Origin of the sequence: Stenotrophomonas sp. CFBP8994 (genome assembly GCF_034044835.1) — a bacterium.
GTDB classification, from domain to species: Bacteria; Pseudomonadota; Gammaproteobacteria; order Xanthomonadales; family Xanthomonadaceae; genus Stenotrophomonas; species Stenotrophomonas rhizophila_A.
Genome location: NZ_JAXCWT010000005.1, coordinates 313,266 through 326,734, shown reverse-complemented (window position 1 = coordinate 326,734; position 13,469 = coordinate 313,266). Strand labels below are relative to the sequence as shown.

9 protein-coding genes are annotated in these 13,469 nt (G+C 67.2%); 3 read left to right on the top strand and 6 right to left on the bottom strand.

The features are described 5' to 3' along the window. Positions 1-264: 264 nt before the first annotated feature. The 3 genes from creD to creB are packed head-to-tail and all read right to left on the bottom strand — an operon-like array spanning position 265 to position 3,779. Positions 265-1,584, bottom strand: coding sequence for a cell envelope integrity protein CreD (creD, locus tag SOM39_RS15800; RefSeq protein ID WP_093533134.1), 1,320 nt, complete (start codon positions 1,582-1,584; stop codon positions 265-267). 31 nt (positions 1,585-1,615) lie between these two features. Further along, the gene (gene creC / locus SOM39_RS15795; protein WP_320458871.1) at positions 1,616-3,082 is read right to left on the bottom strand and encodes a two-component system sensor histidine kinase CreC; all 1,467 of its coding nucleotides are present in this window, start codon (positions 3,080-3,082) and stop codon (positions 1,616-1,618) included. A gap of 1 nt (position 3,083) precedes the next feature. Next, positions 3,084-3,779 (bottom strand): two-component system response regulator CreB, encoded by a 696-nt coding sequence (creB, locus tag SOM39_RS15790; protein WP_320458870.1) that lies wholly within the window; start codon positions 3,777-3,779, stop codon positions 3,084-3,086. Between the two features lie 45 nt (positions 3,780-3,824). Here creB and SOM39_RS15785 point away from each other — a divergent pair, with 45 nt between their 5' ends. The 3 genes from SOM39_RS15785 (at position 3,825) to mfd (ending at position 8,834) form a co-directional block, all read left to right on the top strand. Beyond that, positions 3,825-4,682, top strand: coding sequence for a 23S rRNA (adenine(2030)-N(6))-methyltransferase RlmJ (locus SOM39_RS15785; protein WP_320458869.1), 858 nt, complete (start codon positions 3,825-3,827; stop codon positions 4,680-4,682). 94 nt (positions 4,683-4,776) lie between these two features. Further along, positions 4,777-5,328: a GNAT family N-acetyltransferase gene (locus SOM39_RS15780; protein ID WP_184125488.1), complete on the top strand. Its 552-nt coding sequence runs from the start codon at positions 4,777-4,779 to the stop codon at positions 5,326-5,328. A 38-nt stretch (positions 5,329-5,366) separates the two neighbouring features. Further along, positions 5,367-8,834, top strand: coding sequence for a transcription-repair coupling factor (mfd, locus tag SOM39_RS15775; RefSeq protein WP_320458868.1), 3,468 nt, complete (start codon positions 5,367-5,369; stop codon positions 8,832-8,834). A 333-nt stretch (positions 8,835-9,167) separates the two neighbouring features. Here the strand turns inward: mfd and SOM39_RS15770 are convergent, their stop codons facing one another. The 3 genes from SOM39_RS15770 to SOM39_RS15760 all read right to left on the bottom strand — a co-directional run bounded on the left by SOM39_RS15770 (position 9,168) and on the right by SOM39_RS15760 (position 13,286). After that, entirely contained in the window at positions 9,168-11,264 is a 2,097-nt protein-coding gene (locus SOM39_RS15770; protein ID WP_320458867.1) for a M13 family metallopeptidase, read from the bottom strand. A gap of 195 nt (positions 11,265-11,459) precedes the next feature. Beyond that, positions 11,460-12,209, bottom strand: a complete 750-nt coding sequence (gpmA, locus tag SOM39_RS15765) for a 2,3-diphosphoglycerate-dependent phosphoglycerate mutase (RefSeq protein WP_093533129.1) — start codon at positions 12,207-12,209, stop codon at positions 11,460-11,462. Between the two features lie 57 nt (positions 12,210-12,266). After that, positions 12,267-13,286: a cation diffusion facilitator family transporter gene (locus SOM39_RS15760; RefSeq protein ID WP_320458866.1), complete on the bottom strand. Its 1,020-nt coding sequence runs from the start codon at positions 13,284-13,286 to the stop codon at positions 12,267-12,269. Between the last annotated feature and the right edge of the window lie 183 nt (positions 13,287-13,469).

Sequence of the window (13,469 nt, the reverse complement as noted above, 5' to 3'; positions counted from 1 at the left end):
ACGGCGGTGCGTTGCGGATCGACAGCGGTGCGACAGCAGGCCGCTGGCGCGTTGATGGCGGGGACGACGGACGGGCCGGCGCGCCGCCAGCACGGCCCACCGGGGACAACGTAAGGTTCGCCATGGACGTGTGGTGAGGTGACGAGGGGCTGGAACCTAGCGCGATCCACTGCGGTTACCAGCCTGCCCTTGTCCCAGCAGCGTCCGGTGGTCCCACACGAAGCCGGAAGCGTCGTGTGGGATGGCGAATAACGTCAGCGCCGCCTACTTCAGGCCCGCGCCCAGTTCGTACCAGTCGATCCGGCGCGTGATCCACATTGCCGTGGCCAGCACCGCGAACAGCAGCAGCGAGCCCATCAGCAACGCATTGTTCTCCGACACCAGCAACCCGTACAGCGCGCCGTACAGCACCGTGAGCATCCCGGCAAAGCCCATGCCCCGCACCCAGCTGCGCAGCACGCCCGACAGGTATACCGCCTGCAATCCAATACACGCCACTGCAGACACCACATACGCCACCCAGAACGGAATGTGCTCGGACAGGCTCAGCAGCAGCAGGAAGAAGATCGCAAGCGCCAGGCCCACCATCAGATACTGCAGCGGGTGGATGCGCAGGCGCTTGATCAGCTCGAACAGGATGAAGCCCACGAACGTAAGCACGATGAAGAGGATGCCGTACTTGCTGGCGCGGTCGGCCTGGGTATAGATGTCGACCGGGTTGACCAGCTCCACGCTGACCGTTTCCGGTTCCACATCGCGGTTGTCGCGCAGCTGGCGCTGGGCCTCCGATGCCAGCGAGGACACCGCCCACTCGGCGTCGAAGCCCTTCTCGCCTACCTTGCGCTCGTTGGGCAGGAAGCTGCCACCGAACAGCGGGTGCGGCCACGGCGAGCGGATCGCGATGCGGCTGTCATCCCCGACCGGCACCACCGCCAGCGAACGGGTGCCATCGAGCACCAGCGACAGGTCCACCCTGCTGGACTTGAGCATGCCGCCGGTGTTGTCGGCGAAGCCCTGCAACGGTACGTGCAGGCCCTTGCCGATGCCGGTGACATCACCGATGCCCGGCTGCAGCGTGAGCGCCTCGCCATCCACCTTCAGATCGGGCGAGCCGACCAGGCCGCGCACGTCGGCAATGCCCACCGCCAGGTACGGCGTGCCGTACACGCGCCCGGCCTTCACCGGGTAGTCGTCATCACTGAACTCGGCGCTGACCTTGGCCTTCCAGGTGTAGACCGGCACGCGGAACAGGCCAACCCGGCGTTCGTCGGGCAGCATGCCGCCATCGACGACCAGCTTGGACGGCATCTGCAGCCAGTAGCTCTGCTCCACCTGGGTTTCGATCTTCTTGGTACCGGCCGCGTCGACCACTTCGACCTGGCGGGTATCGGTCCACGGCACCACCCGGATCGGCCCGGTCAGGGTCTGCGCGCCGGCCCGGCTCTGCGCCACGCGCAGGTAGGCCTGGTCGCGGTATGCCTCGCGTTCGCTGATCACGCCTTTGATCATCATCAGCGGGATCAGCAGCAACAGGATCAGCCCGCCCACGATGGCGAACCGCAACAACATCTTCAGGGATTTCATCACCCGTCCTCGGTTGGGAAGGGTGCCAGCTTCAGCGCTGCCGGTGTGCGGGGTTTGTGGTCCATTTGAAGCGAATGTGAAGTGAGGCGATGGCGCCACCGCCTTCGCGGTTGCGCAGGCTCGCGCGGCCGCCGTGAAGGCGCGCCACTTCCTGTACGAACGACAGGCCCAGGCCGGAACTGCGCTGGCCGGTGGCCGGCCGCGCCAGCGAGTAGAAACGCTCGAACACCCGCTCCAGTGCGTATTCCGGCACCCCACTGCCACGGTCGGCCACCCGCAGCACCACGCCATCGCCTTCGCGCGAAGCGCCCAGCTGGATCCGGCTGCCCGGGCTGGAAAACGCCAGCGCGTTCTCCAGCAGGTTGTTCAGGGCCTGCCGCAGCAGGTACGCGTCGCCCTGAATCTCCAAGCCTTCGGCAACTTCAATGTCCACCGCGACGTCGGCCGCCTGCGCCCGCATCGCCACGGCATCGCCAGCGGCCTGCAGCAGCGGCGCCAGCGCGATGCATTCGCGCTTCTGCAGCCAGCCGTGCTGTTCCACTTCGGCCAGCGCCAGCAGCTTGTCGATGGTTTCGGTCAAGCGCTGTTCCTGGCCCTGGATGCTGCGTGCGAAATGCACGCGGTCGGCATCGGGCAGCGGCTCCTGCAGCAGTTCGGCCGCGCCGCGGATCGCTGCCAGCGGGCTCTTCATCTCATGGGTCAGCGACTGCACGTACTGCTCCACGTACGCCTTGCCTTCCAGCTTGCGGCGCATGGTTTCCAGCGCCTGGCCCAGGTCGCCGATCTCGTCGCGGCGCGGCCTGGGCGGCGGCACCGGTTCGCCGGCGCTGACCGCCTTGGCATAGCGGTTGAGCCGGTTCACGCCGTGCATCAGCCAGGCCGTCATCAACAGCCCGATCAGTGCCGACAATCCGATCAGCCACGCGCCGCGCTGCAGAATGGCGCGCTGGCTGGCGGCGATGAACGGATCGATGCTGCGGTTGGGCTGGGCCAGGCTGAGCACGCCGATCAGCTTGCCGGGGTCAGCCGGATCATGGATCGGCGCGGCCACGTGCATCACCGAATGCACTTCATCACCGGGCGTTTCCGGGCTGGAGCGCGCGCCGTATTCGCCGCGCAGGGTGCGGTAGACATCGTTCCAGCGCGAATTGTCGCGGCCGATGTCCTGCCCGGTGGAGTCATACACCACGATGCCGCGCGCATCGGTGATGGTCACGCGGTAATCGAGGCTGCGCTTGGGAAAGCGCCACACCATCGCCTTGGGATCGCGGCGCTGTGCGCGTGCCAGGCTGGCCACGAACGGGCCATTGCGGATATGCCCGGCCTTGAGGTCGGCCGCGGCCATTTCCGCCAGCACGTTGGCCGCATCGACCAGGGTCGACTCCATCGCCTGGCGGACCCCGGGCTTTACTTCGTTGACGAACACGCGCATCACGAAGAACGCGGCGATGCCCACGATCAGGAAGAAGCCCAGGAACAGTTTCAGTCCCAGCCGCACGCTACACCTCCAGCGCGTAACCCACGCCGCGATGGGTGCGGATCGGATCGGGCTCGGCCCCCGCTGTGCGCAGCTTGGCGCGCAGGGTCTTTACGTGGGTGTCCACGGTGCGGTCGGCGCTGTCGGCATCGGTATCCCAGCCGCGGTCCATCAGCTGGGCGCGGCTGAGGATCGCGCCGGGGCGCTGCAGCAGTGCGGCCATCAGCGCGTATTCGTAGCGGGTCAGGTCCAGCAGCTGCTCGCCGAAGCGGATACGGCGGCCTTCGCGGTCGATCGCAAAGCGGCCGTGCTGCTGCCAGCCGGCCGCCTCCGCAGGGGCCGGTGCCACCGCGCGGCGCAACCGCGCCCGCACCCGCGCCACCAGCTCGCGCGGCGAGAACGGCTTGGCCACGTAGTCGTCGGCGCCCAGCTCCAGACCCAGCACCCGGTCGAATTCGTCATTGCGGGCGGTCAGGAAGATCACCGGCACGTCGCTGAAGGTGCGCAGCGTGCGGCACACCTCGAAGCCGCTCATGTCCGGCAGGCCCACGTCCAGCACCACCACGTCCACCGGCTCCTGGCGCAGCAGCTGGAGCGCCTGCCCGCCCAGCAGGCAGTGCCGGGCCGCGTAGCCCTCGCTGCGCAGCGCGTAGAGCACGGTATCGGCGATGGCGGCTTCGTCTTCGACGACCAGGACGTTGTGCAGGGGGCGGTTCATGCGCGCAGCATAGCCGCTGGGGCCGCCGCCCCGTACACTGCGCCGATGAATTACCGCCACGCCTTCCATGCCGGCAACCACGCCGATGTGCTCAAGCACATCGTCCAGCTTGCCCTGCTCGACACCTTCAAGCGCAAGGACAGCCCGTTCTTCGTGCTGGACACCCACGGCGGCGCTGGCCGCTACCTGCTGGCCAGCGAGGAAAGCCGCAAGACCCTGGAGGCCGAGGACGGGGTGATGCGGCTGATGGCCCAGCCCAAGCTGCCGGCCGTGGTCGAGCGTTACCTCAAGGCGGTGCAGGCCGACAACCCGGTCGGGGCGATGATCAGCTACCCCGGCTCGCCACTGCTCAGCGCGCAGACCCTGCGCGAGCAGGACCGCATGGCCGTGTGCGAGCTGCAGGATGCCGAAGCGGCCTCGCTCAAGGCACTGTTCGCGCATGACAGCCGGGTGGCGGTGATGCACGCCGACGGCTACGCACAGAACAAGGCACTGCTGCCGCCCAAGGCCAACGGCGTGAAGATCGGCCGTGGCCTGGTCCTGATCGACCCGCCCTACGAGGGCCAGGATGCCGAGTACCAGCGCATCCTTGCCTCGGTGAGCGAGATCCTGGCGCGTTGGCCGCAGGCCAGCTTCGCCATCTGGTTCCCGATCAAGCAGCGCCGCACCATCCTGCACTTCCTGCGCAAGGCCTGCGCCCTGCCGGTGAAGTCGGTGCTTACAGTAGAACTACTGGTTCGGCCTGATGACTCTCCCCTTCGGCTCAACGGCAGTGGCATGCTGTTGCTCAACCCGCCCTGGCAGTTCGACCAGGTGCTGGCCCCGGCCATGCCTGCGCTGAAGCAGTATCTGGGCGAAGCCGGCGCCAGTACCCGCCTGCAGTGGCTCAAGCAGGCCGAGTAACGCCACGACCGCCCGCTGAACGGCGTGAGTGTTTCGTTCACGGAACGCGCCCCCGGGGATGCGAGAATCCGAAGACCACCAAGGAATCACCGGTATGGCTACCCGTAACCGCATGCCGCCCTGGCACGAAGTTTTCAAAGCGCCCAGCGGCCATGAGCTGCTGATCCGCCCGATTCGTCCCGAAGACGACGAACCCCTGAAGGGAGCGTTCAGTCTGTTCGGGCCCGCAGAAGTCCGCGACCGGCTGACGCAGTCGGTCGATGAGCTTTCTTCGGAGGCGGCGTATCGACTCACCCATCCCAACGTCAAGAACGAGATCGTTCTGGTCGCCGCCGAAAACGAGCAGGCAGGCGTTGCGGTGGTCGGTGCGCTGGCACGCGCGTCGATCATCCCGGGCACGAAGGATGCCGAATACTCGATCCTCATCAGCCGGTTCCTCATCGGCCAGGGCCTCGGCCGGCAGTTGATGCGCAAGCTGGTCAAGTGGGGCAAGGGCAAATACCTGGATCACCTGTACGGCGACGTGCTGGAAGCAAACGAACCGATGAAGCAGCTGGCCGCCTCGCTGGGCTTCAAGGCCGTGCCGCATCCGCAGGGCACGCCCGGCCTGGTGCGCATGGTGCTGGACCTCGATCCGGGCCAGTAAGAGGTCATCACGTGGCGGTCTGCTAAAATCGACCGCTCATGTCACGCACCTCAACTCCTACACCGCCGCTGCCCCGTTCCGGGCAGCTCCGCGCCTGGTGGCGCGCTCCCGCCTCGCCCACGGCGCTGGCGTGGTACATCGCACGCGCTGCGGAAACCCATGACGGGCCGTTGCTGGTCATCGCGCGCGACAATCACGGCGCCAACCAGGTCGAGTCCGACCTGCGCACCCTGCTGGGCGCCGCGTCGGACCTGCCGGTGGTGGCCTTCCCGGATTGGGAGACGCTGCCCTACGATGCCTTCAGCCCCCATCCGGACATCATTTCGCAGCGCCTGGCCGCACTGCACCAGTTGCCGACGCTGCGCCGTGGCATCGTGGTGGTGCCGGTGCAGACCCTGCTGCAGCAGCTGGCCCCGCTCAAGTACATCATCGGCGGCAGTTTCGACCTGAAGGTCGGCCAGCGCCTGGATCTGGATGCGGAAAAGCGCCGGCTGGAAGCGGCCGCCTACCGCAACGTGCCGCAGGTGATGGACCCGGGCGATTTCGCCGTGCGCGGTGGCCTGCTCGACGTGTTCCCGATGGGCGCGGAAGCGCCGTTGCGGATCGAGCTGCTGGATGAGGACATCGATTCGATCCGCGCCTTCGACCCGGAAAGCCAGCGATCGCTGGACAAGGTCGACGCGGTGCGCATGCTGCCCGGCCGCGAAGTGCCGTTGGACGAACTGAGCGTGTCGCGGGTGCTGGCCACCCTGCGCGAACGCTTCGACGTGGATACCCGGCGCAGTGCGCTGTACCAGGATCTCAAGTCCGGGCTGGCACCGGCTGGCGTGGAGTACTACCTGCCGCTGTTCTTCGACGCGACCGCCACGCTGTTCGATTACCTGCAGCCGAACGCGCTGCCGGTGATCGCGCCGGGCGTGGGCGAGGCGGCGGCATCGTTCTGGGCGCAGACCCAGAACCGCTATGAGCAGCGCCGGCACGATGTGGAGCGCCCGTTGCTGGCGCCCACCGAGCTGTACCTCAGCCCGGAAGGCCTGAGCGCGCGTTTGAACACCCTGCCGCGCATCGAAGTCTGGAGCGCCGACCACCCGCGCATCGACGAAGCCACGCCGCTGGGCGACCAGCCGCTGCCGCCGCTGCCGGTGGCCGCGCGCGATGCGCCGGCCGGTGAGGCGCTGAAGTCGTTCCTGGGCCACTACCCGGGTCGGGTGCTGATCGCCGCCGATTCGCCGGGCCGCCGCGAAGCGTTGCTGGAAGTGCTGCTGTCGGCCGAACTGAAGCCGCCGGTGGTGGCCGACCTGCCGACCTTCCTGGCCGATCCGGGCCAGCGCTTCGCCATCACGGTGGCGCCGCTGGAAGACGGCTTCGCGCTCGATGCACCGCCGCTGGCGGTACTGACCGAGCGCCAGCTGTTTCCCGAGCGCGCCGGCACCACCCGGCGCAGCCGTCGGGTCGGGCGCGAGCCGGAAGCGATCATCCGCGACCTGGGCGAGCTCACCGAAGGCGCGCCGATCGTCCATGAAGACCACGGCGTAGGCCGCTACCGCGGGCTGATCGTGCTCGACGCCGGCGGCATGCCGGGCGAGTTCCTGGAGATCGAATACGCAAAGGGCGACCGGCTGTACGTGCCGGTGGCCCAGCTGCACCTGATCAGCCGCTACTCCGGCGCCTCGCCGGAGACCGCGCCGCTGCACTCGCTCGGTGGCGAACAGTGGAGCAAGGCCAAGCGCCGCGCGGCCGAGAAGGTCCGTGACGTGGCCGCCGAACTGCTGGAGATCCAGGCCCGCCGCCGTGCGCGCGCCGGCCTGGCGCTGCACGTGGACCGCGCGATGTACGAGCCGTTCGCAGCCGGCTTCCCGTTCGAGGAAACCGCCGACCAGCTCGCCGCGATCGATGCCACCCTGCGCGACCTGGCCAGCAGCCAGCCGATGGACCGCGTGGTCTGCGGCGACGTCGGCTTCGGCAAGACCGAAGTGGCCGTGCGCGCCGCGTTCGCCGCCGCCAGCGCCGGCAAGCAGGTTGCCGTGCTGGTGCCGACCACGCTGCTGGCCGAACAGCACTACCGCAACTTCCGCGACCGCTTCGCCGATTGGCCGCTCCGGGTGGAAGTGCTGTCGCGCTTCAAGAGCACCAAGGAGATCAAGGCCGAGCTGGAAAAGGTGGCGGCCGGCACCATCGACGTCATCATCGGCACCCACCGCCTGCTGCAGCCGGACGTGAAGTTCAAGGACCTGGGCCTGGTGGTGGTGGACGAAGAGCAGCGCTTCGGCGTACGCCAGAAGGAAGCACTGAAGGCGATGCGGGCCAACGTACACCTGCTGACCCTGACCGCCACGCCGATTCCGCGCACGCTCAACATGGCCATGGCCGGCCTGCGCGACCTGTCGATCATCGCCACCCCGCCGCCGAACCGGCTGGCGGTGCAGACCTTCATCACCGCCTGGGACAACGCGCTGCTGCGCGAAGCGTTCCAGCGCGAACTGGCCCGTGGCGGCCAGCTGTATTTCCTGCACAACGACGTGGAAAGCATCGGCCGCATGCAGCGCGACCTGGCCGAGCTGGTACCCGAGGCACGCATCGGCATCGCCCACGGGCAGATGCCCGAACGCGAACTCGAGCGGGTGATGCTGGATTTCCAGAAGCAACGCTACAACGTGCTGCTGTCGACCACGATCATCGAATCGGGCATCGACATCCCCAACGCCAACACCATCATCATCAACCGCGCCGACCGGTTCGGCCTGGCCCAGCTGCACCAGCTGCGTGGCCGCGTCGGCCGTTCGCACCACCGCGCCTACGCCTATCTGGTGGTGCCGGACAAGCGCTCGATGACGCCCGATGCCGAAAAGCGCCTGGAAGCCATCGCCTCCATGGACGAACTTGGCGCCGGCTTTACCCTGGCCACGCACGATCTTGAGATCCGCGGCGCCGGCGAACTGCTGGGCGAAGACCAGAGCGGGCAGATGGCCGAGGTGGGCTTCAGCCTGTACACCGAACTGCTTGAGCGCGCGGTGCGCAGCATCCGGCTGGGCAAATTGCCCGACCTGGATTCGGGCGAGGAAGTGCGCGGTGCCGAGGTTGAGCTGCACGTACCGGCGCTGATCCCGGACGACTACCTGCCCGACGTGCACACCCGCCTGACCCTGTACAAGCGCATCAGCAGCGCGCGTGACAGTGGCGAGCTGCGCGAACTGCAGGTAGAGATGATCGACCGCTTCGGGCTCCTGCCGGACGCGGCCAAGCACCTGTTCGCGGTGGCCGAGCTGAAGCTGCAGTGCAACGCACTGGGCATCCGCAAGCTGGAACTGGGTGAGAACGGCGGCCGCATCGTGTTCGAGGCCAAGCCGTCCATCGACCCGATGGCGGTCATCCAGATGATCCAGAAGCAGCCCAAGCTGTACACCATGGATGGCCCGGACAAGCTGCGCATCAAGGTGCCGCTGCCGTTGCCCGAAGACCGCTTCAACGCGGCCAAGGCGCTGCTGACCACGCTGACGCCGGGCTGACCGCCCGCGACGGTAGAGCCGACTGTTAGTCGGCTACGCGGACTGACCGCCCCGCGACGGTAGAGCCGACTGTTAGTTGGCTACGCGGACCGACCGCCCCGCGACGGTAGAGCCGACTGTTAGTCGGCTACGCGGACCGACCGCCCCGCGACGGTAGAGCCGACTGTTAGTCGGCTACGCGGACCGGACCCGCGACGGTAGAGCCGACTGTTAGTCGGCTACGCGGACCGGACCCGAGCGCGGACAGCAGCGGACTAACAGTCCGCTCTACCGTCCGCTCTACCTCGGACACCGCTTGTACAAAAAGGGCCCGGCATTGCCGGGCCCCTTCGCTTACCAGATCACCACGCGCTTGTCGTCGGCACGCACCATCGCATCGCCCGGCTTGCACTCGAACGCCTGCGCGAACGCCGGCATGTTCGACGGCGCGCCATTGGCACGGAAGTTCGCCGGCGCATGCGGGTCGGTGTTCAGGCGCACGCGCAGTTCGCCGTCGGTGAAGTTGCGGCGCCACACGGTGGCCCAGTTCATGAAGAAGCGCTGGTCCTGGCTGTGGCCATCCACGGCGACATTGGCCTTGGGGTTCTCCTTCAGCGCCATCTGCAGCGCGTCGTAGGCCACGGTCAGGCCGCCCAGGTCGCCGATGTTCTCGCCCAGGGTCAGCTTGCCCTTCACGTTCACGCCCGGCAGCGATTCATAGCCATCGAACTGCGCCACCAGCTGGTCGGTGCGACCCGTGAAGGCCTTGCGGTCGCTGTCGGTCCACCAGTTGTCGAAGTTGCCGTTGGCAGCGAACTGGCTGCCCGAATCATCGTAGCCGTGCATCATTTCGTGGCCGATCACCGCACCGATGCCGCCGTAGTTCAGCGCCGGATCGGCCTTGGCGTCGAAGAACGGCGCCTGCAGGATCGCGGCCGGGAACACGATCTCGTTCTTGGTCGCGTTGTAATAGGCATTGACGGTCTGCGGGGTCATGCCCCACTCGGTCTTGTCGACCGGCTTGCCGATCTTGTTGAGCATGTAGCGGTAGTTGAACGCGCGCGCGGCCTGCATGTTGCCCAGGTAGCTGTCGGCGTTGGTCTCAAAGCCCGACCAGTCGCGCCACTTGTCCGGGTAACCGATCTTCGGGGTAAAGCTGGCCCACTTCTCCAGCGCCTTCTTGCGGGTGTCTTCGCCCATCCACTCCAGCTTCTCCAGGCGCGCCTTCAGTGCCACCGAGAGGTTTTCCACCAGGTGCTGCATCTGTTCCTTGGACTCGGCCGGGAACACCGCGTCCACGTACAGCTGGCCAAGGCCTTCGCCGATGGAAGTGTTGACCGACTCCAGCACGCGCTTCCAGCGCGGCTGCATTTCCTTCTGGCCACGCAGGGTGGTGCCGTAGAAGTCGAAGTTGGCCTTTTCGAACGCGCTGCTCAGGTAAGGCGCCGCGTCATCGACGGTGTGGAAGCGCAGATAGGCCTGCCAGGTCGAGGCCGGTACTTCGGTGAGCATCTTGTCCACTTCGCCGAAGAAGCCCGGCTGGGCCAGCGAGAACTTCTGTGCGGCCGGCACCTTCAGGGTGTCGAACAATGCAGTCCAGCTGAAGTTCGGGGTCAGCTTGTCCGCTTCAGCGGCGCTGACCGGGTTGTAGCGCTTGGCCGGGTCACGCAGTTCGATGCGCGACAGCGAGGCCTTGGCCAAGCGGGTTTCGAACTCCATCACCGCCTGCGCCTGGGTCTTGGCCTGCGCGGCGTCCACCCCGGACAGGGTCAGTGCCTGCGCGATGTAGGCCACATAGGCCTCGCGGATTTTGGCCTGCGATTCGTCGAAGTAATAGCCCTTTTCCGGCAGGCCCAGGCCGCCCTGGCCGACATAGGCGATGACGTTGGCCGAGTCCTTGTAGTCGGCGTTGGCCGACAGCGAGAACAGCACGCCCTGGCCCTGTGCCTGGCTGTCGCGCAGGTACTGGGTGATGGCGGCGGTGTCGTTCAGCACGGCGATCTTGTCCAGCTGCGGCTGCAGCGGGGCGATGCCGGCCGCTTCGATCTTGGCTTCATCCGAGCCGGTCTTCCAGATATCACCGATCTTGGCTTCCACCGAGCCGGCCTTGGCCTGGCTGGCGGCCGCCTGCTGCACCAGCGCGTGCTGCACTTCCAGCGAGCGCTCGCGCAGGATCTCGAAGCTGCCCCAGGTGGTCTGGTCGTTCGGCACCGGGTTGGCCTTGAGCCAGCTGCTGTTGACGAACCCGTTGAGGTCGGTACACGCGGCGATGGCCGGATCCAGGTCAGCGCTGTTGAGCGAGATCAGCGGCGTCTTGATCTGCGACAGATCGAACGCCGGCTTGGCATCGGCCACGGCGGCAGCCGGCGCGGTATCGGTCTTGCCACAGGCCGCCAGCGACGCGGCGATGGCAACGGTCAGGCCCAACGGGACCAGCTTGGAAAACTTCATTCGACTCTCCGGCTACAGGGAAGCATCACCCGCAATGCGGGCAATCAGGCAGCGTAGCGCGGGTGAGCGGGTTCGGGACCGGCCAAAGGTCACAGGCTGTATCGACCAACGGTCGATACCTGCCTGCCCCACCGGTAGGTGCGGACCGTTGGTCCGCACGCACGGAGCGCAGGGAAATCCACCAACGGCGGATATTTACCGCGCTTTGCCCTGGTTCGCCACGGCCTCAGCGGCCTTGCGGGCTGCTTCCGGGTCGCCCAGGTAGCGGAACGACTGCACGGTCAGGTCTTCGTTGAGCTCGAACAGCAGCGGGATGCCGGTCGGGATGTTGAGCTCCAGGATGGCTTCCTGCGAGACGTTGTTGAGGTACTTGTACAGCGCGCGCAGCGAATTGCCGTGCGCGGTGACCAGCACCGTCTTGCCGTCCTTCAGCTGCGGCGCGATCGCGTCGAACCAGTACGGCAGCACGCGGTCCAGCGTGGTCGCCAGCGACTCGGTGCCCGGCAGCGCATTGCGGTCCAGCGTCGAATAGCGACGGTCGTGGATCGGGTGGCCCGGATCCTCGCGGTCCATCGCCGGCGGCGGGATGTCGTACGAACGGCGCCAGATCTTGACCTGGTCCTCGCCGTGCTTGGCCGCCGTCTCGGCCTTGTCCAGGCCCTGCAGCCCACCGTAGTGACGCTCGTTGAGGCGCCAGCTCTTGCTCACCGGCAGCCAGTCCTGGTCCAGCTCGGCCAGTGCGCCCTGCAGCGTGTGGATCGCGCGCTTCAGCACCGACGTGTGCGCCACATCGAACTGCAGCCCCTCTTCGCGCATCAGGCGGCCGGCGGCGGCGGCCTCGCGGCGGCCCTGCTCGGTCAGTTCCACGTCCACCCAACCGGTGAAGCGGTTGTCCAGGTTCCACTGGCTCTGGCCGTGGCGCAACAGTACGAGTTTCCGGGTCACTGCGGTTTCTCCGAGGGGATGGCGAGGCAGACCCCCATTGTAGCGGCAGCCGCCGGTTCAGGGATGTGGATGGCCGTGATGGCCCTGCGCGTCCGGGCTGCTGCGGCGTGGCTCATGCGTCCGCCCATGCGCGTGTCCGGCATGGTCATGGTCATGATCGCCGTGCCCCGCCTTTACCGCCGGCGTGCCATCGCCGCAATCATCCCCGCAATGGTCCGCCTCGATCTGCAGCGTCACATGATCGATGCCGAACTCGTCGTGGAGCGCCGTGCCCAGCCGGCGGCGCAGGCCGTCCGCATCCACGCCTTCGGCGACCACCACATGCGCGGTCAACGCCGGCGTGCTCGAGGCCAGCGCCCACACATGCAGATCGTGCACATCCTGCACGCCCGCGTGCGCGCACAACCGCGCGCGCACCGCCTCCACCTGGATGCCCTTGGGCACGCCTTCCAACAACACATTGATCGCCTCGCGCATCAGCACCCACGTGCGCGGCAGCACCCACAGCCCGATCAGCACCGCCAGGATCGGATCGATCGGCCTCCACCCGGTCCAGCGGATCAGCAGCGCACCGATGATCACCGCCACCGAACCCAGCATGTCCGCCCACACTTCCAGGTAGGCGCCCTTCACGTTGAGGCTCTCACCGCTGCCCGCGCGCAGCAGACGCATCGAAATCAGATTGATCACCAGCCCGAAGGCCGCGATCACCAACATGCCGGTCGACGCGATTTCCTGCGGCTGGCGGAACCGCGCCACCGCCTCCCACAGGATGTAGCCGGCCACCACGAACAGCATGCCGCCATTGATCATCGCGCCCAGCGCTTCCAGCCGCGCATAGCCGTAGGTGCGCCGTGCATCCGGTGGGCGCCGGCTCAGCCGCACCGCCACCAGCGCGATCATCAGTGCCAGCGTGTCGGTGGCCATGTGCGCCGCATCGGACAACAGCGCCAGGCTGTTGGTCCAGAAAGCGCCCACCACCTCGACGATGAGGAAGGTGGTGGTCAGCCCCAGCGCCCACCACAACGGCTTCTCGTGGCGGATCTCGCTCGGCAGGTGATCGTGGTCGTGACCCATGGCAACAGCTCCTGTGCAATGGGCAAAGCCTACTGCGGCCGCAGCCGGGGAGACTATTACGGTGTTTATAACATTGCAGCTCGCGCCGCCCGGGCATGGGATGGGCCCGGAAACCGCTGCAGCACAAGGCTCGGCACGGCGCATCCCTCGATCGAGGGATTCGACAGGGTCGCCGACGTCAAA

Bases quoted from the DNA above. Each gene is read 5' to 3' on its own strand.
- SOM39_RS15760 (WP_320458866.1), bottom strand. From the start codon at position 13,286: ATGGGTCACGACCACGATCACCTGCCGAGCGAGATCCGCCACGAGAAG.
- creD (WP_093533134.1), bottom strand. From the start codon at position 1,584: ATGAAATCCCTGAAGATGTTGTTGCGGTTCGCCATCGTGGGCGGGCTG.
- SOM39_RS15780 (WP_184125488.1), top strand. From the start codon at position 4,777: ATGGCTACCCGTAACCGCATGCCGCCCTGGCACGAAGTTTTCAAAGCG.
- SOM39_RS15770 (WP_320458867.1), bottom strand. From the start codon at position 11,264: ATGAAGTTTTCCAAGCTGGTCCCGTTGGGCCTGACCGTTGCCATCGCC.
- mfd (WP_320458868.1), top strand. From the start codon at position 5,367: ATGTCACGCACCTCAACTCCTACACCGCCGCTGCCCCGTTCCGGGCAG.
- SOM39_RS15785 (WP_320458869.1), top strand. From the start codon at position 3,825: ATGAATTACCGCCACGCCTTCCATGCCGGCAACCACGCCGATGTGCTC.
- creB (WP_320458870.1), bottom strand. From the start codon at position 3,779: ATGAACCGCCCCCTGCACAACGTCCTGGTCGTCGAAGACGAAGCCGCC.